Origin of the sequence: Actinomadura rayongensis, from assembly GCF_009831215.1 — a bacterium.
GTDB classification, from domain to species: Bacteria; Actinomycetota; Actinomycetes; order Streptosporangiales; family Streptosporangiaceae; genus Spirillospora; species Spirillospora rayongensis.
In genome coordinates, this window is the sequence record NZ_WUTW01000001.1 from 113062 (window position 1) to 133305 (window position 20244).

A 20244-nucleotide genomic window follows, 5' to 3' on the forward strand; every position below is an offset into this window, starting at 1 on the left:
CAGAGCCTCGGGAGGCTTTCTGGTGGCCGACATCGATGCGCTGCTGAAGAAATACTTCGTTCAGCCGGAGGACGCCGTTCCCCCTTCGGAGCCGCTGCCGGCCACCTTCGCGGGCTGCCGGGTCACTCCGCTGATCGACGGCACGACCTACTTCGACGATCTCAAGGCGCAGCTCGCCACCCTGGGCCTCGGCACGCCGAGCGAGAACGGCGGCCAGTTCGTCTACATCGCCGGCTGGCACCTCCATCTGATGGGCGGCAAGATCCTCCCCGCGCCCGGCTCGTCGGGCACCTACCTGCCGACGGTCGAGTTGGAGAAGCCCTTCTCGCTCGACGGGCCCGCGGCTGCGGCGCACATGGTCGACCTGCTCAAGGCCAAGGCGAAGGCCGGTGTCGACGTCCGGATCCTCGGCTGGGTCTCGTTCGCGATGATGGCCGACAATTTCGTCCAGACGAAGGCGGTGCAGCACGGGTTGGGCTGGATCCGCGACGTCAACATCGCCACCCTGGCCGCCATCCAGGAATTGCGCACCGAACCGGCCCTCGCCGAGAAGACCTGGGTGAACATCCTGACCCATACCGCGGGCGCGGCACATGCCAAGCTCGTCCTCGTCGGGAACGGCGGCAGCGCCGTCGGCTACACGGGCGGGCTCGACTTCGTGGGCGACCGCCACGGCTCCGCGCCGCACCCCGCCAAGCAGTGGCACGATGTGCAGGCGAAGGTCGAGGGCCCGGCGGTGCAGGCCATGCACGACTTCTTCCGCGATATGTGGAACGAGGTCAGGGGCCGAAAGGTGCGCCCGTTCCGCCTCGCCTTCACCAATCTCGACAGCCACACGCCCGGCGCGCCCGCCCTGGCCGCGCGGACCCTGTCGACCACGCCGGTGGGCAAACACCACGTCCAATCGCTGCGCACCCTGCCCCAGTTCAACTACACGAGCACCAACCGGATGCCCGAGAACGAGAAGATCTCGTTCGCCCCGGCCGGCCTGTTCGAGATCCGCACCGCCTGGTTCAAGGCGATCAAGGCGGCCGAGCGCTATATCTACATCGAGGACCAGTCGTTCTGGTCGGTCGAGCTGATGGGCAGGCTGCGGGACGCCATCAAGGCCAACGCCGATCTCAAGGTGCTCCTGGTCGCGGGCGTCGCCGACCCGACCGATCCGGTCTATCCGCCGTACGGGTTGGTGGCGCTGTCCCAGGGGCTGCTGAAAGGGCTGAGTTCCGGGCAGCGCACCCAGGTGGCGATGTTCTCCCGCGACGTGGTGGTCCACTCGAAGACCACCATCGTCGACGACAACTGGGCGATGATCGGGTCGGCCAATTTCGCCCGGCGCAGTCTCTACACCGACATCGAGCATTCGGTGGCCTTCGTCGGCGAGGTCGACGAGCCCGACCCGCTGGTCCGGCAGTACCGGGTGCGGCTCTGGAGCGACGCCTTCCGCCTCGGCGCCGCCGACCAGCAGAAGATCGCCGACATCAACAGGGCGCTCAACGTCTGGAACATCTCCTGGGGCACGCCGGGCAGCGGGGTCACCCTGCCGGCCGGCATCACCCCCGTGGACCTGCCGATCCTGGAGACGAAGCTCGCCGAAAAAGAGCAGGAGAGGTACGACCTCTTCGCGGACGTCGACTCGCGCACCGCGTGGGGAGTGTGCTCGTCGTGACCATTTTCGTGACCCTGAAGGACTACCTGGGCGAGAAATGGCCGCCCTTCCTTCCGAGGCCGGCCGATCCCGACGTCCTCGCGCACATCTGGATCGAGCCGCCGCAGACGACGGTCGAGCCCGGCAAGGTCAACCTGGTGAGCCGCCTGCTCCTGGAGCGGGATCTCGTGCTGGCGCTGCCCGGGTTCGACGCCGTCAGCGTGGTCCTGCTGCGCGACGCGGGCGGCGCCGCCGAGCCCGACGGGGTGGGCCTGGAGATCGACTTCGTCCCGCAGGCGGTGCTGCGCGTGTCCGACGCGCCCGTGGCGCTGCGGTTCGGCCCGGAGCTGCTGCGGCCCATGCGCAAGGTGACGAACGGCGGTGACGCCCGCTACGAGCCCGATCCCGGACGCCCGTTCGTCGAGTTCACGATCCCGAAGCTCAGCGGGACCGCGAGCAAGGACGGCATCCGCTCCGACACGCCGTTCACCGCCGCGCTCCCGTACCCGGTGCAGATCGCCGACACCGGCGTGGTGATCGACAACGCGACGGTCGGCTTCCACCAGGAGGGCGGCAAGGCGTGCCTGGTGCTGCAGTGGAAGGAGGGCGCGCTCAACAAGCTGCTCGGCCAGTTCGTCCCCAACCTGGGCGACCGCAGCCCGGCGGGTGAGCAGGACGTCACCCTGCGCCTGATCATCGGCGCCGACGGGCTCGACGAGGCGCGCCTGGACTGGCAGGCGGCGTCCGGCGCCGCGTTCGCGCTCCCCGGGCTCAGCGTCGCCGTCCCGGCGGCCAGCCGCTTCTCGCTGCTGCTGATGCGCCAGGGCGCGGGCCTCGGTCGCGCGGCGTTCGTCGTCACCCTGGCCGGGGCCGACCCGGTGACGGCGGGCAGTACCTTCGCCTGGGGACGCGACGGCGACCGCGAGCTGCACAACGACGAGCCGCCGCAGCCGCCCGACAAGCCCCTGTTCAGCGTCGCGCTGAAGCCGCCGGACGGGCCGCGCAGCCTGGTCCTGCTCGACGTCGCGCTCGGCGCCCCGCGGCTGCCCGGCTTCTTCCGCGAACTCACCACGCCGATCCCGCCGCTCGACCTGAACGACCCGGCCGCCCTCTGCACGCCCGTGGCCTTCGATTCGGCGGACCTCCACGACGGCTGGACGGCCAAGCTGAGCGTCAACGTCGACGCGGGCGGCGGGGGATTCACCCTGCCGTTCCTCAAGCAGGGCCAGGGCGCGGACTCCCAGTTCCTCCAGCTCTACACCGACACGCCGCTCACCGACCTGGCGATCACTCTGCCGCAGGGCGAGGTCGGCTTCGACATCGGCGTCCGGGTGCGCGTCCTGAGCCTCAGCTTCGACTTACTGTGCCGTCTCACCTTCAGCCTGGCCACGTTCGCGCTCAAGGTCGACCACGAGCAGGGGATCGAGCTGCGCTCCCCGGCGGCGGAGCGCGAGTTCCCCGACCTGTTCGGGCTGCGCTGGCGGTTCAAGGGGAAACCCTTGGCCGACAAGACGTTCCACTACTTCACGATCGCCACGAAGAACTACCACTACCAGCTCCAGCAGCCCGACGGAGCCGTGCTGGAACTGGACTTCACGCGGGCCAGCGAGGAGCCGATCACCTTCAGCGTGCGGGACTTCGCGCTCACCCCGAAGGGGGTGAACCTCGCCGCGACCGTCACCGACCGGCCCGCCCGGCTGAACGGCCTGCGCACGCGCTTCCGCTTCACCGACAGCGGCTTCGTGATCCGCGAGAACCGCATCGCCGACTTCACCCTCGCGGGCTCGGGCCCGCTCCCACCCGACCTCATGGGCGACGCCACGGCCGACATCGCCCTGCAGTTCGCGCAGCGCGACGGCGGCAACCTGACGCTCGTGCAGGGCGCCGCGAACCTGCGCGGCGTCAAGCTGCTCGACTGCAAGGGCACGCGCTTCCAGTTCTCGGTGGACGCGCTCGGCCTGCGGTTCGTCGACGACGGCGCCTTCCACCTGTACTTCACCGTCACCGGCTCCGCCCGGTTCGTCCTCGCCCCCGGCGACGACGCCGACGGGCCGCTGGGCCTGCTCGGCAAGATCCGCATCGACCTCGTGCAGTGCCCGCTCACCGGCGACGCCCGGGTGATCGGCAAGCACGTGAAGTTCCTGGTCGAGCTGCCCAAGCCGGTGACGTTCAGCTTCCTCGGCTGCTTCGAGATGGAGCTGCGCGCGGTCGGCTTCGTCCCGCAGTGCGAGTTCTTCGACGGCGACGGGGCCATGCAGGTGACCGGCCAGCTCCGGTTCGCGCAGGGCCCCGGCGACACGCCGGACTCGCGGCCCGACTACCACGAGCTGTTCATCGGCCTCCCGGCGCCGGGCGAGTTCGTCCCGCGGATCCACTTCACGCGCCTGCCGGTGAACCTCGCCCTCGGCGCGGCGTTCCGGCTCAGCGGCGTGGTCGACTTCGTGGACGAGCCCGACCAGGCCGGGCTGGTCGGCGAGGGCGTGGTCCAGATCCATGGGCTGCCCACCATCGCGGCGAGCTTCGGCTTCCTGCGCGTGCGCCGCGGCCCCGGCTCGCCGTGGCTGCGGGCCTGGTTCCTCTACCTGGAGATCCGCCAGGTCAGCTTCATGATCCCGGTCATCCAGATCTACCTGCGCGAGATCGGGATGGGCTTCGGCTACCGCTTCACCATCGCGTCGATCAAGGCCGCCGACGCCGAGAACGACGTGAAGAAGCTGCTCAAGACCCTGGAGGGCCTCTCGCGCACCCAGGGCGACCTGTCCCGGCGCGACCGCTGGGCGGTGGACCTGGAGGATGCGGGCGAGGACCCGCGCTGGACGATCGTCCTGCGCGCGATGATCTCGCAGACGTCCGCCTCGGCGTCGCCGCTGCGCTACGAGGCGTTCGCCGAGGCCGACCTCGCCTGCGTCTTCCTCGTCGACGCGATCATCGCGTTCCGCAGCGACCTGACGTTCTTCATGGCGGTGCGCGGCTGGTTCAACACCAACTACGCCGACTACGTCGACAACAAGGACGGCGCCCGCGAGAACCCCATCCTGAGCGGCTTCGTGCTGCTGTCGCCGCGCCAGAAGCGGTTCCTGGCCCACATCTCCAAGCCGGAGGGCGGCAAGCCCGGCGTCCACCCGCCGCTGCCCGACTTCGTCCGGGACGCGATCGGCAACAGCCGCTTCTCGGCCACCCTGCTGATCGAGCCTGGCCTGTTCCACTACGAGCTGGGCTGGCCCAACATGATGCGCTGGCACACCACGCTCGGTCCGCTGGCCGTCGAGGTCGAGGGCGGGTTCATCTTCCGCGTCTCCACCACCGAGATGGTGCTCGGCACGAGCTTCCTGGCGCGCGGACGGCTCGAACTCAGCGCGGGCGTGGACCTCGGGCTCGTCGGGATGCGGATCAGCGCCACCGCGCGGGTGGCGTTCGGCGCCCGCTACATCGGCGTGGTCGACTTCCGCGACCCGCTGAACGACTCGGCCGTCTACGGCGCGATCGGGCTGGAGGTGCAGGTCTCCTTCGCCATCGAGTTCTGGATCAAGATCCCGCTGGTGTTCACCACGATCCGGCTGTCGTTCCGGTTCAGCCTGGAGATCACCTTCAGCGCGGGGCTGGAGATCGGCGTCAAGGGGCTGAGCATCCCCGGCGTGCGCGGCACCGGCACCGTCGGCGTCTCCTGCTGCGGTCACAGCCTTCAGGCCACCGTCCGGATCGCCTTCCAGGAGGGGAACGTCCAGGCGGCCCTGGACCGGACCAAGCAGTTCCTGTCGCTGGGGCTGGAGGCCACCGAGGTCGAGCCGGTCCCGGGCACCGGCGCGCTGGACGCCGCACCGCAGTTCGCGTCCGCGCTGGGCGCGCGCCGCGCCGCGCTGCCGCCGCGCGCCCTGGCGGCCGTGCTCGGCGCGCGGGCGGCCGAGCCCGACGTGTTCCACGTGCCGGGATACGTCCTGTTCGTGCTGCGCGACGCGCCGAGCTGGGACGCCGACCGCCAGACCTACTTCGTCCTGCTGCCGCAGGCCGAGCGGTTGCGGCGGGACGCGCAGGGACGGCTGGTCCTGGACGAGGACGGTTACCCGATCGCCGAGCCCGAACTCGGCTTCCTCCCGCCGCCGCCCGCCGACGGCACCGCGGTCGGCGCGGACTTCTCCCTGCGCGTCCCGAAACCGGCGGCCGGCGAGAGCTACACTCTGCGGCACTTCACGCCCCTGCCCACGCCGCAGTTCGTCGACGTGACCGGCGCGGTCACCGCGGGCGACCCGATCACCTGGGCGGTGAACTGGGCCGCGCGGCTGTACACCGGCGGCACGGCCGAGCGCCGCGTGGTGAACCCGACCACCGGCCAGGCGAGCGACCCCGCGCCGCTGCAGGACGGGCTCAGCCTGGCCCAGCACCTCGGCAACGCCTTCAGGCAGACCTACACCGGCGCGGGGGACGCCGCGGTCGCGCACCCCGTCGGCGATCCCGGTCCGCTGCCCGGCTACCGTCCGCCGGTCAGCGACCCCCGCGTGCAGAACCCCTCCGACAGCTCCTTCGAGGCGGCCGTGCGCGGCGCGTACGAGCAGTTCGGCGGGTCGCCCTACCTCAAGCGCGACCCGCAGCAGCTCTACGAACAGCTGTTGGAGGCCGCGTTCGATCCGAGCACGACGATCTACGCCGCCGACGGCGCCGCGCAGGACGACGGCGACCCCGCGACGGTCGGCGCCGTCCAGGCCGACCAACAGGCGCACCAGCTCCGCGGCGTGATCATCCACGACATCATCGCCGACCTGCGCGCCTTCCACGCCGAGCCCGACCCGGCCGCGCGCGCCGCGCTGGCCGCCGGGTCGCTCGCCTTCCAGATGGGCCTGGTGTTCGCGGTGCGCGCCGACCGCCGTCCGGCCTGGCTCGACCAGGTGGCCGCCGGACTGGACGCCCAGCCGTCCATCAGTCAGCGCGAACTGCCCGAGGCCACCGGGCCCGGCGCCACCGCCGAGGACGTGCGGACGTTCAACGTCGCCGAGGCCCGGTTCGACCTGTTCCCGCCCGAGTTCGAGCAGGTGCGCCAGTACACCGACGCGAGCACCGTGGCGCTGGCCTGGGAGCTGAGCTGGCGGCGTCCGGCGGGGCCGGGGGTCAGCCGCGTCCAGAACGACCCCGACCACCACCTGGCCCACTACCTGGTGCGGCGGCGCGCGCTGGACGGCGACGAGGCCGAGCGCACCACCACCGTCAAACCGGTCAAGGTGCTGCACCGCCACACCACCGACGTCGCCGCGGCGGGCGCGGTCACGCCGACCGACACCCTGTCGCAGCTCCAGCCGCGCTTCCAGGTGGTCGACCACTTCCCCGACACCGCCGCCGACCGCGCCGCGCTGCCGCGCGAGGGACGCGGCTACGTCTACACCGTCACGCCGGTCGACTTCGCCGGGAACGCCGGACGCCCGCTGACCCTCGTCGCGACCCGCTACCCGACCACGCCCCCGGCGGTGCCGGTGGACGGCGACCTCACCGTCGCCTACGGCATCGCCCCGTCCGACCTGGCCCCGTCCGGCGCGGTGACGCCGCAGGTGATGGAGCCGCGCCAAGTCCACGTCGAATGGAGCGAGGCGGCGCGCCAGGACGGTCCGGCGGTCCCGATCCGCACCTACCGGCTGGTCTTCCGCCGGGAGAGCACCGTCCCGATCGGCTCCTACGGTCTGGACAGCACCACCCAGCGCGGGCGGACCGCCGGGCTGCCGACGTCCAACGCCCGCCCGCTGCCCACCGACATCACGATCGACCTCGACCACGTCTTCGGGCCGCCCGGCGCGCGGGCGGCGGTGGTCCCGGTGGCCGCGCTGCGGGACGCGGGCGTGCTGCCCGCCGGCGCCTGGCGGCCCGAGGCGTGGCGGGTGTTCTTCCAGACCGTCTCCGACCGGGACGTGCCGTCGGCCCTGGCGCCGGTGCAGCTCCTGCTCGCCGCCGAGGCGGTCGCCGCGCCGCCCGCCGCGCCCGCGCCGACCGACCGCGTCGAGCGTTCGGGCAATCCGCGTGAGGAGCGCCGTCCGGCCGAGCTGGAGTGGCTGCCGCGCCCGACCGGCTTCCCGGTCGTCCGGCCCGAGGACGAACGCGCCGAGCCGGGCCTCGCGCACGCGCCCATGCCGCTGCCCGGCGGCGCACAGGCGTTCGTGTTCACCGGCGACATCGGCGCGGGCGTCGGGTTCCGGCCGCACCCCCTGGGCATCCGGGCGATCCGGTTCCGCTGGAACCAGGGCCCGAGCGGCGACGCCGCCTACCCCCTGGAGCTGAACGCCGGATACCGGCTGTACGAGCTGGACATCGACGCGGCCACCACCGACGCCTTCGCCGACGCCGCCCGGCTCGCCGCCGAGCTGCGGCTGCGGCAGGAGGTCCAGATGCTCCCGGCGGACGACCTGCCGCTGGTGCCCGGCGACACGCTCAACACCGGCCAGTGGGAGGCGTGGTACCCCGGGGCGATCCAGCGGCGGCGTCCGCCCGACCCGTCCGCGCAGGGCGTGCGGGACGAGCGCGGGCCCTGGTACTCCTGGCAGGACTCCTACCTGGAATGGCCCGAATGGCAAGGCGTCACCCAGCCCGGCGGCAGGCGCGAGACGCCGGTGCATCCGCTGCTGGGACGCCTGGTGGAGCGGCTGCGCGCGCTGCGTCCGGGCGCGGGCGTCGACCCGCAGGGCCGGGTCACCGACGGCTACGCCGCCGCCCTCCAGCTCAGCCCGCCGACGCTGCCCAACGACCTGGCCGATTTCCTGGCCAGCTGCCCGCCGGGCGCCGACCGCTACGGCTGGGGCGCGCTGCAGCGCCTCGGCCTGTCGGTGACGTTCAGCCTCCACGACCCCGGCACCGGCGCCGTGCGCGGCCCGGAGCTGCTGGACCTGCTCAAGGAACTTTTCGCGCTCCTGGAGAGCACCTCTGAGGACCCCGACGCCGCGGCCTTCGCCGCCGTGCGGCGGCACCTGCACGTCGAGCTGCTGTTCCAGCCCGGACGCAGCATCCAGCTCGGCGAGCGTCCGGCGGCGGGCGACGACCTGCTGGCGCTCGTCCAGCTCAGCCTGCGTCCGGCCGTCCGGCAGCGGCTGCGCTACCGCGCGGTCGACGTCGCCGGACGCTCCAACGCCGACGTCGAGGTGCGCTTCACCGTCACCGCGCCGTGCAGCCTGGTCACCCGGCCCGACGGCGGCGCCGGGCAGCAGGAGCTGGAACCGCGTCCCACGCCGATCGCCCGGACGATCCGGCTGCCGCTCAACGGCGCGGCGGCCCTGCTGCTGCGCGGCGCCACGCTTCCCGCGACGATCGAGGTCCGTCCGCAGGCCCGGCTGACCGCCGATCCTGCGCCGTTCGACCCGGCGATCGCGCCGCTGCTGGACTACGACCCCGGCCGCAAGCTGCTCACCGCCCGCACCCTGCTCGGCGCCGACCAGATGGCGCTGCTGCGCCCCTCGCTCGCCGCCGCCGACCTGGCGGCGGCGGAGAACCTGGCCGGGACGGTCCGCGTCGAGGACTTCGGCCCGACCGACGACCGCACCCACCACTTCACCGTCGCGACCGACGCGCTGGCCGCCGCGTTCGCCGGGCCCGGCGTCCCCGAGCAGGTCCAGTGGCTGCGGCTCAAGTACTACCTGGAGACGCTGAACAGCAACGACCCCAAGGTGCCCGACTCGGGCAAGGTCACCGTCCCCGTCGACGCAGCCGGGATCGCCAAGGCGCTGCCCGACGTCCTCGCCTGGACGGCGCGGTTCTTCGACGGGAGCGGCGCCGTGGACGTGGGCCGCGACGGCCTCGGCGCGACCGGCGCCGGCCCCTGGACCGCCACGGCCTACCCGCGCGCCGGTTCGCCCGCGCAGGCCACGCCCGACGCCGACGGCCGCCTGACCTACACGCAGCTGATCGAGGACCGCTGGGCGCACACGCTGCGCTACTACCTCCAGCCGTACGGCCGCTACGACCTGCTGTGGCAGAGCCTGCGCCGCTCGCCCACGCTGTTCCCCGGCCGCGCGGCCACCGAGGCGGACCTTCCGGTCGTTCACGTGGATCCCGCGGCGGGCGGGCTGGACGTGGTGCTCGACCGCACGCAGGCCGTCGACGCCCCGCTCGTCCTCGGCTCGCGGCGGCTGGACGAGCCGGCGACCCCGGCGCGTCCGCCCGCGCCCGGCGCGATCTGGGAGGTGATCGTCGCCCGGCACCCCGAGCAGAGCCTCGCCGAGCGCAACCTGACCCTGCTCCGGCGGCTCGCGTTCCGGCAGGTCGCCGTCAGCCTGCTGCGCCGCTTCGGCTACCCGGACTGGTACGCGTGGGTGCGCGACTTCGCCGCCGAGCACCAGCGCGAGCTGCCCGTCCGCGCGGTCGAGGACGTGTACCCGCCCGTCCCGGACGCCCTGCCCGCCGCGCCGGACCACCTCGTCCTGGACGGCGCGGCGGACCCCGACGAGCTGCGCGGCCTCGACCTGCCCGAGCGCGTCGGCGACTTCTCCCAGGGCGTCCTGGCCTTCCAGTGGCGGGCCCTGCCGTTCTACTACGAGCACCGCCTGCTGGTGATCGCCCAGACCGACGGCACGGTGTCGCCGGTCAACGTCGTCGCCCAGCGCGACCTGACCTACCGCTCGCCGCTGCCGAGCGCCACCGTCAGCGGAACGGACGTCGTGTGGCGGCGGCTGCCGCCGTTCCCGCCGCTCCCGCTGCGCGTCGGCGGCCGGTTCCGGCAGGACACCCGCGTCCGCACCGTCACGATCCCGTTGCGCCGGTTCTGGGACAGCCTGCCGGACGAGGCGCAGCGGCGCTGGCCCGCCGAGGCGCCCGACGCCGCAGGGGCCGCCACCGCGCGCACGCCGGGCGCCCTGCCCGACCCCGAGGTCGTCTACCAGATCGTCGAGCTGTTCAGCGGCAACATCGAGGTGCAGGCCGAGTGCTTCTACGACCCGGTCACGCGGACGTTCACCCACCGCCAGCTCGGCAAGCGCCACCTGGTGGCGCGGACGACGCTCGCGCCGCCGTCCGACGCGCTCGGCGACTTCCCGCTGGCGGTCGATCTCGTGCAGGTGAGCGAGGCGCAGCTCACCACCGGCTACGACACCGGTGAACTTCCGCTCGACACGCGCAACCGGGTCGACATCGACGCGCACGGACGGCTGCTGCTCGCCGGAGTGATGACCAAGGGCGATCGCGACGCCCTGGTCCGGCTGGTGCGCGAACCGGACGCCGCCAAGATCCGGGACCTGTTCGACGGCTGGTACGCCACCGAGCCGGTCAGTGCCGCCGTCACGGACCTGCCGGACCGGTTCGGGGCGCTCATCGACTTCCTGCCCGCGCCGACGCTGACCCTGGTCTGGCAGGGCCCCTCGGACGCGGCGGCGCCGGACCTGCGGCGGCTCCCCGGCGACAGCGCCTTCACCGGCGCCATCGAGCAGATCATCGCCGGGGCCGCGGGCGCGGACGGCGACGCCGTCGTCCGCGTGGAGATCCCCGTCGGGCCCGAGCAGATCCCCGACGAGCTCCAGAACGGCGTGGCGCTCGCGCGCGACGCGTCCGGCACCCGGTTCACGGCCATCACCTGGACCGGCGCGATGAGCGGCGACGACATCGCCGCGCTGCGCCGCTGGGCCCGCTTCCCCGCGTTCGCGGACGCCGTCGAGAAGCTGATCGCGGCCGTGCGCGATGCGGGCGACCCGCCGCCGTCGGTGACCGTCCCGTTCGCCGTCGCGGTCCGTCCCGTCCAGGCCGCTCTGACCGGCGTCGTGGCCGACAGGCTGCTGCTCGGCGCGGTGCTGATGCGCCATCACGGCATGATGCGCGCCGACGATCCGGCCGCGCTGGCGGAGGCCTATCCCGGACGGCCCGACCAGCTCGCCCTCGGGCGGCTGCACCGCACCAGCCAGGACGGCGGCATGCGCGGCCGGTCCCTGGTGATCCGCGCCCGGCGCGGCAGCGCCGCACCGAGCGACCCGCGTCCGATCGAACCCGCCGACGTGTGACGGCCGCGAGCGGACCAGGAGGAGCAGATGGCGAAACTTCCCGACCTGCCGAAGCTGAAGATCGCGGGCCCCTTCTGGACGGCCGAGGCCGAGGTGATCCGGCTGGCCGACCCGGTCGCCGACTTCGCCTTCCGCACGCTGTTCGTCGACACCACGCCGCGCAAGGCGGTCGGCGAGAACAACGTGCTGCTGCCGGGCTCCCTGCTGGCGCTCGTGTACGTCACCAGCGTCACCGTCGCCCCGACGAACGGCGCCACGCCGCAGTACGTGTGGAAGCGCAGCGGGACCAAGCCCGACGGGCATCTCCCGCCCGCCGCGATCCGCGCGGCGATCAGCGCCGGCACCGCCAGCCTGCTGCTGCTCCAGGCCCCCGCCGACGGGTGGCCCACCGGGATCGTCGGCAATCTGCCGGTTCTCACCTGCCTCGGCGGAGAGATCGTCCTCGACCCGATGACGCCCCAGGCCGGCGCCGTCCAGCGGTTGTACACCGCGCTCGGCCTGACCGCGGCGGCGCCCGGGCAGCGGACCGGCGCCGCCCGGCTGCTCGGCGCGCTGGCCGTCCACTCTGGGGGGCTGTCGGTCTTCGGGCGGATCCGCCTGCTCTGGGACGCCGCGCCGGTCGGCGCGGTGTTCCAGCTCGCCCGGCTCGTCCCCGATCCGGGGCCGACGGTGCGCGGCTTCCGGATGACGATCGAGACCGAGCGGCTGACCGACGACGAGCAGGCCGCGCTCCTCGCGTCCTGGCGGCGGTTCAACCGGTACCTCAACCCCGACAACCCGCTGAACGGGCTGGTCCGGCCGGAGCCCGCACCGCACTGGGCCACGCTGGAACTCGCCGACCCGCTCACCGTCCCGCGCCTGTTCTGGGAGATCGCGCCCTGGCGGGAGCAGCCCGGGACGCGTCCGATCGGCTTCCCCGGCGAGACGTTCAGCCTGCTGCTGAGCGACCGGCAGCCCTACGACCCGGCCGTCCAGCCCGACACGCTCGCCCGGATCACCCCCGCGGACGCGCGGGTCACCGTCGACGGCGCGAACCTGCGGGTGGAGCTGGCGGCCGGCGACCCGCCAACCGGAACCCCCGGCACGTTCGGCTACCGCGCCGTCCGCGACGGCGACGGCTGGAGCGAGCGGGTCACGCTCGCCGCCACCACGCTGGCGTTCGACCCGAACGAGGCCGCGCGGCGGCTCCGCGCCGTGCTGCGGGAGCCCGAACCGTCCTGGACGCGGCCGGAGGCGGGGCCCGCCGCGCCCGTCGCCCCGTCGGTGCTGTGGGGTTTCACGCCCCTGGACGACGGCTGGGCCCAGCTCCCGCTGCCCAACCTGTCGGAGCAGATCTACCTCGACGCGGGCGTGGCCCGGACGCAGCCCGTCCCGGCGCCCGAGAACCTGCTGCGCGGCGCCGTCAGCTACGGCAACGACGACGCCGCCGGGCTCGGCCGGGCGCCCGGCGAGCAGCCCTGGAGCCTCACCCTCGCGGCGGCCCGGCACATGACCGGAACCTGGGTGCTCGCCCCGGTCGGCGCCGCGTACCGGCTCCAGTCGGCCGACCTGACGCTGGACGCGCCCGAGGTCGCGCTCAACGGCCTGCTCTGGCTGAGCACCCGGGCGCCCACCGCGGCCGACGCCCTGCCCGACCTGGACGACTGGATCGGCGGCCTGACGACCGTCCCCCTGCACACCGTGACCGGGCGCGAGCTGTTCGCGCCGCTGGTACGGCTCGCCTTCGATGCGATCGGCCTCGCCTGGCGCGGCACCCCCGCGCCCTCGGCCGCGCTGGGCGCCTGGGCGTTCCAGTACGACGTCGACCCGGACGTGCTGCGCGCCCTGGTGACCGGCGGCGTCCTCGCGCCCGGCACGTTCGGCGCGGCGCCGCCCCTGGTCTGGCGCCGCCATCCGACGCTGCCGATGGTGCAGGCTTTGGCGCTCACCCAGAGCATCGACCCGCCGAACGTGCCGATCGCCGGACGGCAGCTCGTCCCGTTCGAGCTGCCGGTGACCCGCCGGGACGGCCTCGACCTGCCCGACGCCTGGCGCTTCGCCGCCGACGGCGCCGCCGCGTGGCCGCGCTACGGCGGCGCGTTCGCGCCCGCCCGCGAATGGCTCGGCACGGACGCCGACAAGCTGTACGACCTGCCGCTGGCGGCGCTCTCGCTGCCCGGTCTGGTCCTCGACCCGCGTCCCGACGGCGACCCGCCGCTGAGCGACCCGGCGCTCGGCCTCGCCGTCCAGTACCGGCACGACCTGCCCTACACCGACGAGGTCCAGGCGCTGGCCCAGCTTCCCAGGATCCCCACGGACCCGCGGGACAGCTCGCCGCTGCCCGACACCCCGCGCCCCGCTCCGCCGCGTCCGCTCACCCGCGCGGACTACGCCGCGCACTGGCGGCGCTTCGCCGAGCGCGCGAGCCTCGCCGCCGCCGACGGCGTGAGCGCCTTCGACCGCCGGGACGGGAGTATCGTGCTGCGCTTCCTGGCCGGCCCGCGCGACTGGCCCGTCCGCGCGACCTTCGCCCTGGACGGCTACCCCGGCGAGCTGCGCCTGGACAACGCCGACCCGGCGCAGAGCGCCCCGCTGACGCTGACCGGCGAGGCGGCGCTGCGCGGGATCGACGGCGACTTCGCCGACGGGGCCGCCGGGCTGCGCCGCCTGCCCGCCGACGCGCCGCCCGGCACGTACCGGCTGACGGCCGGGAGCATGGCCGCCCGCGCCGTCGACGGCGGCCTCGCCGACCAGCGCGGGCTGGTGCGCGGCGCGAGCGCCCCCGCGTCGAACCTGATCCGGACGCCGCTGAGCCACCCCACCGCGGGCGACGTGAGACTGACCACCACCCGCGTCCCGCTCGTCCTCGGCCACGGGACGGCGTCCTGGCGGCTGTGGTTCCGCGACCTGCCCGTCGCGGGCGCGGGGTTCACCAAGGCGTCCGCCCGCTCGTCCGAAGCCGTCGACCTGGACCTGGACGGGAACGACCCGGAGGCGCGCAGCAGCGACTACGAGCACCGCACCGGATATGAGTGGCGGCTGCGTCCGTCCGACGACGATCCGGACGCGCCCGCGCCGGGCCTCGACCTGTTCGGCCTGCGCTTCTTCCCGCTGGTGCTCGACCGCGTGCTGTTCGCGGGCGACGGTGTGACGACGGTCGAGGTCATCGGGCGGTTGCAGCTCCCGGTGGCCGGTTCCGCCGCCGAGCAGACCGATCTGAGCAACTGCGTGCGGCTGACGTTCACGGGCGCCGGGACGTCGCTGAGCCTGAGCGCCGTCGGGCCGGAGGGCTCCGCGCTGGAATGGCCGCTGGCCGTCTCCGCCGGGGAGGCCGGGGACGCGCCGCGCCTGCGGGTCGGCGCTCTCGCGCTCGCCGGCGGCGGCCTGACCGCCGGGCAGGTGCGGTTGTCGTTCCACCTGTTCCAGGTCGAGTGGACGGTCGCGCTGCCCGCGCTGGCCTTCCCCGACCCCGTGACGCCGCCCTTCACCCTGCCCGGCGCGTCCGCCCAGGACCCGATCGTGCCGCAGCGGGTCGCGCTCGGCCTCGACACGGCGGGCGGCGCGCACACCCTGACCCTCACCCTCGCCGTCCGGGTCGGCAGGCCGCCGACCGGGTTGCGGGCCCTCTACCGCTTCGACGAGGGCGGCGGCGCGACCGTCCACGACTCGTCCGGCATCGGCGCGCCGCTGCACCTGACCGCCGCCGCGACCCAGGGCATGAGCTGGGGCGCCGACGGCCTGACCCTCACCAAGCCGACGCTGATCCGCTCGGGCGTCGCCGCCGCCAAGCTCACGGCGGCGGTGAAGGCGAGCGACGAGATCAGCGTCGAGGCGTGGGTGAAGCCCGTCACCGGCGTTCTGGCGAACGGGCAGTTCGACATCCTCACGGTCTCGTCCGACGGCGCGCACCGCAACGTCGCGCTCCAGCAGCGCAAGTCGCCGCCCGACTCGTCCAGCCTGGACCTGTGGCTGCGCACCGACGCCACGGACGCGACCGGCGCCCCCGACCTGGCGACCCCGGCCGCCTCGCTCGGCGGCGCCCCGACCCATCTGGCCTTCACCCGCGCCGCCGACGGCCGCACCCGGATCTACGTCAACGGGCAGCTCAAGGCCGAGCACACCGTCGGCGGGAGCCTGGCCGCCTGGGACGACCGGTTCGAGCTGGCCCTCGGCGACGAGATCACCGGCGGACGGGCCTGGCTCGGCACCTACCGCATGGTCGCGCTCTACGACCGCGCCCTCGCCGCCGAGGAGGTCGCCGCGCGGTTCGCCTCGGGACCGTCCGCCGCGCCGGTGACGACGCGGGGGCAGGCGCTGGCCGCCGCGCTGACCTTCGACCTGATGGCCGGGGGCTTCACGCTCGACGGCGCGACCCTGTTCGACGACCTCGCGCTCGCCGTGGCCCTCCCCGACGGCTCGCCCGCCGCCCTGGCCGGTGACACCACGCTCCAGTTCGGGTGGCATGGCTACAGCGCCGCGCATCCGGAAGGTCTCCAGTTCCTGCCCGGCATGCGCCTCGCCGACGCCTTGACGCCCGGGGTGGGCGACCGCGCCGCCCCCGGCTTCGCCACGGTGACGTTCCGCGCCGCCGCCCGGCCGGACGACGTGCCCCTTCTTCCGCTTACCGGCGCCTTCGTGGAGGCCCTGCTCGTCGCGCACTGGGGCCGGTCGTTGCAGGATCCCGTCCCGTCCCGGACCGCCGACGCGGCGCTGCTGTACGGGTCCTCGGCCGGTGACCTCGTGGTCGGGTACACCTCGCGCCTGGACGGCGCGCGGTGGCGGGAGCGGTTCCTGCTCAACGGGACGCTCACGGTTGCCGACCTGGTCTCGTGGCCGCAGCAGCTCGGCTACGACGCGGCCAACGCGCGCATCACCCTGCCCGCCGCCCGCGTCGCCGGAGCCCCGCCGCTGACCCATCTGCGCCACACCGTCCGGGTGCTGCTGAACCAGCACGAGCTGCCCGCGTCCCTGCTGACCGGCGCCGACGGCCCGCTGCTGTTCACCTTCGCCCCTGGTCAGAGCTGGCAGCCGTTGGCCCTGGTCGAGCACCAGCTCGTCGAGGTGACCCCGGCGGCGGACGGGAGCGGCGGGACGCTCGGCCGCGAGACCCGGTGGACGTCCGTCCAGGAGGTGCGGCTGCTCACGCCCCAGCGCGCCGCGCAGTTTTTGCGGAGCCTGGCCGGGCTCCAGACCACCGACCCCGTCACCGGCGTCAGCCCGCTCGGGAGCGTCGGCGGCGGCTATCTGACCGCCGGTCTGTCGGCGCTGCTGGCCGATTCGGGCGCGGCGCTCGACGCGCTGCCCCGCGACACGCTGCTCATCGAGGCGAGCGGGCACCACCTGGTCGGGCTCACGCCCGTCCCGACCAGCGCGGCCACGACGTTGCAGTACCTCCCGACCGGCAGCCAGGGCGCGCTGCTCGGCAGCCCGGCGGACTACGCGCCGAGCGACCCGGCCGACCCGCGCTGGCTGCTGCTGAACATGCCGTTCCTCGGACGGTTGCAGGACACCTCGCGCGACCTGGCCCGTCCGCCCGCCGGAAAGCAGCCGAGCCCGCTCCAGACCGACCCGGTGCTGCTCATCTCCCGGCTGCGCGCCGACGCCCCCGCCACGGCGCTGCCCGCGCTGGCCCTCGCCCTGTGCGGCTGGGCGGACGGCACGCCGCTGCCCGTCACCTTCGCGAGCCTGGACACGGCGGTCGGCCGCGCCTTCGCCCGGCTCGACCCGGTGGCTTTGGAGGAGAGCTGGTTCCGCGCGCAGAACCCGCCCCCCGAACCGCAGGACGACCTGCTCCAGAGCGTCCTCGCGGCGCTGCCCGAGACCCCGGCGCGGCTCAGCCGCCCGGCCGCGCTGCGCCGGGCCTTCGACCCGCGCCGTCCCTTCTACCCGCCCCGGCCGTCCGGGCTGCCCGACCTGCCGGAGCCCGCGCCGTACGCCGACCCGGTCTGGCGCGAGGGCTCGCTGCTGCTGACCCAGTCGGTGAGCACCCCGACGCCCGCTGGCAAGCCGCCCTATGGCTGGACTTTGGCCGCCGCGCTCATCGCCAGCAGCGGGCTGCTCGGCCAGGGTCCCGCCGACGGGCCGCGCCGCCGTCCGGCGGCCACGCTCATCCCCGGCGCGCTCGACGCGCGTCCGCTGAACCTCGTGGTCAGCCCGTACCTGGGACTCCAGTGGCGTCCGGCCCCCGTGGTCCCGGCGGGCGGGCCGTCTCCGCTGGCGCCCCGGCTCCTGGTGGCCGAGCTGCTCTGCCTGGCGCCCGGCACCGCACGGCTCCAGCCGGTCGCGACCCGGATGTGGAGCGTACAGCCCGACGACCCGGACCTGGCCGACGAGGGCCGCCTGCGCGCCCAGGCCCAGAGCTGGGCCGCGCAGTCCCAGCGCCTGCTGGCGCCGGAGTCGCCGATCGCGGTGCTGCGCTACCGGATCATCAGCGACAACACCCGGCCCGACGATCTCGGCGAGGCGGCGCTGACCACCGGCTACGCCTTCGCCCTGGTCCGGGTGACGAGCGCGGCGCCGCTCGCCCGGCGACTGTTCGGCATCCGGCCCGCCCTCGCCGTTCTGCGCTACCGCGAAGGCCAGTGCAACATCGCGGCGCTGCCCGCCGATGCCCGCGACTTCGAGCTGGCGCCGCCGCAGACGGTCGGGGTGCAGCCGCTCTACCTGACCCGGCGTCCTCGTGCCGATCTGCCCGCGTGGCCGTGGGGGCTGAGCGCGCTGCACGTCGGCGTCCGCTACACCGAGGACGAGCAGGGCGTCGTCGGCCCGGCGCTTCCCGGCGCGGCGGGCCGGACGCTCTGGTGGCAGACCGTCCAGCGGACGGTGCAGTTCCGCTCCGCGCTGCACACCGACCGGCCCACCGGCGGACTGCCGCGCCGCTTCCGTGCGCCCGCCGTCCGCAGCCTGCTCCCCGCACCGCCCGACCCGCCGCTGCCCGCGCTGACCGGGGCCCTGTTCGACGAGCCTCCGCTCGCCTTTCCCGGCGCCCCGGCGCTGGACCACTGGCAGCCCGTCCTGCCCGGCGGACTGCGCTACCTGGTGACCGGCGTCCGTCCCGGCGTCTTCGTGACGCTGCGCAACCAGCTCCTGCGCCAGAGCGGCGTCGTCCCGACCGGCGAGCACCCGCGTCCGCGCGGCCTCGGCCTGCTCTCCGGCGGGGTGCCGGTCCAGCACCGCGCGCCGCGTCCGGTGCCGCTGCCCGCCAACGCCGACGGACGGCAGGCGGTCGCGCTGCGCACCTGGGCCGGCCACTTCGACCCCGACCGGCTCGCGCTGGTCACGCCGTCGCCCGCCGACGAGGCGTTCCGCGCCGCCTTCGCCGACCCGCCGGAGAACCCGACCTACCGGCAGACCGCCCAGCGGCTACGGATGCAGCTCGCCGTGGGCGAGCGGTACACCCTCGACGTGGCGTGGGACGGCGTCCTGACCTTCGTCTACCGGATCGACGGCAGTGTGCCCCTGGTCGGCGGGCAGGAGGCGGAAACTCCGGCGTCCGGCATCGCCGACTGGATTCTGACCCTGGACCTCGTCGCCGCCGGCCAGGTCACGGCCCTCCAGGACGTCACCGCGCCGACGGTCGTCCTCACCCCGTCCCTGCGCGCTCAGCTCGGCGCCGTCGGCGTGGCCCTACCGGACGCCGACACCATCGACACGACGGCGTTCGCGATCCGCCAGTTCGCCCTTCCCGGCGACCCGGACGCCCGCGCCCGCGCGCTGATCGCGGCCCTGCCGCCCGGGGCGTCCGTCCTCGCGCGCGCCACCGCGCGGTTCGCCCCGCACCAGCCCGGCGCCGAGAAGTACCACGACGGCTACGGCCACGAGCTGCGCTTCCCGCTCCGCGTGGCCGACCCGAACGCGCCGTCCTTGCCGCTGGTCCCGCGCTACGTCCACTTCGAGGACCCCGAGTACAACCGGCGCCTCGCCTCCCCGTCCGCGCACGCCGCCGTCCCGGTGCAGTTCCCCGGCGTCGGCACCACCCCGCAGCGCACCGTCACGCTGTCGGCCGACCGGCGCGAGTGCAACGCGACGAGCACGCTGGCCGTGCGCTACGACTGGGACGAACCGCCGCCCGGCACCCCGACCGTCACGCTGACGCTCCAGAAGATCGACCTGGACGAGATCCCGCGCGACCTGACCGACCCGAACCCCGCGGGCGCCCTCACCGCCGGAAGGCTCTACCAGCTCCCCCTGACCGCGCTCCAGGACGCGAACGGCCCCTTCGCGCCGGGGGAGCGGCTGCGCCTCGTCCTGCACATCGACGCGGGACCGGTCGCCCCGGCCGCAGTGCGCCTCGACATCACGATCGTCGAGGCGCCGGTCATCCCCGCGACCGAGGCGGCCTACGCCCTTCTGCGCGGGCAGACGACCGGCGACCGCGCCTACGTCGAATGCGTCCGCTTCGCCTGGGGCCCCGAAGCGCAGCGCGTCGAACTCGTCAACCCGGCCGACCTCCGCACCGAAGTCGTCCGCCGCCGCGCGGTCTTCCACCTCACCGACTCCGCCCGCCCCAGCCGCTCCCCGCGCTACACACTCCAGAAGCTCACCCCGTCCGGCTCCACCCACATCCCCCCGACCACCTGACCATCACCTGCCATAAGTCCTTCTTCTGGACGGTATTGACAACCGTTGTTGGACTTATGGGCGGCGGGCGGAGAAGGTGGAAGGAGATCG

At 74.3% G+C, this 20244-nt stretch carries 3 protein-coding genes; all 3 read left to right on the forward strand.

Going from position 1 to position 20244, the window contains the following annotated elements:
• The first annotated feature begins 22 nt into the window (after positions 1 to 22).
• Genes GQ466_RS32545 through GQ466_RS00565 form a run of 3 tightly spaced genes read left to right on the forward strand, consistent with a single transcriptional unit; the run spans position 23 to position 20154 of the window.
• Positions 23 to 1666, forward strand: coding sequence for a phospholipase D family protein (locus GQ466_RS32545; protein WP_161100816.1), 1644 nt, complete (start codon positions 23 to 25; stop codon positions 1664 to 1666).
• The gene (locus GQ466_RS00560) at positions 1663 to 11595 is read left to right on the forward strand and encodes a hypothetical protein (RefSeq protein WP_161100817.1); all 9933 of its coding nucleotides are present in this window, start codon (positions 1663 to 1665) and stop codon (positions 11593 to 11595) included. The genes GQ466_RS32545 and GQ466_RS00560 overlap by 4 nt, the downstream gene beginning before the upstream one ends.
• A gap of 27 nt (positions 11596 to 11622) precedes the next feature.
• On the forward strand, positions 11623 to 20154 hold the full coding sequence (locus tag GQ466_RS00565) for a LamG domain-containing protein (RefSeq protein ID WP_161100818.1): 8532 nt from the start codon (positions 11623 to 11625) through the stop codon (positions 20152 to 20154).
• The last annotated feature ends 90 nt before the right edge of the window (positions 20155 to 20244 follow it).

Excerpts from the sequence above, each read along its gene's own strand:
- GQ466_RS00565 (WP_161100818.1), top strand. The coding sequence starts at position 11,623 with ATGGCGAAACTTCCCGACCTGCCGAAGCTGAAGATCGCGGGCCCCTTC.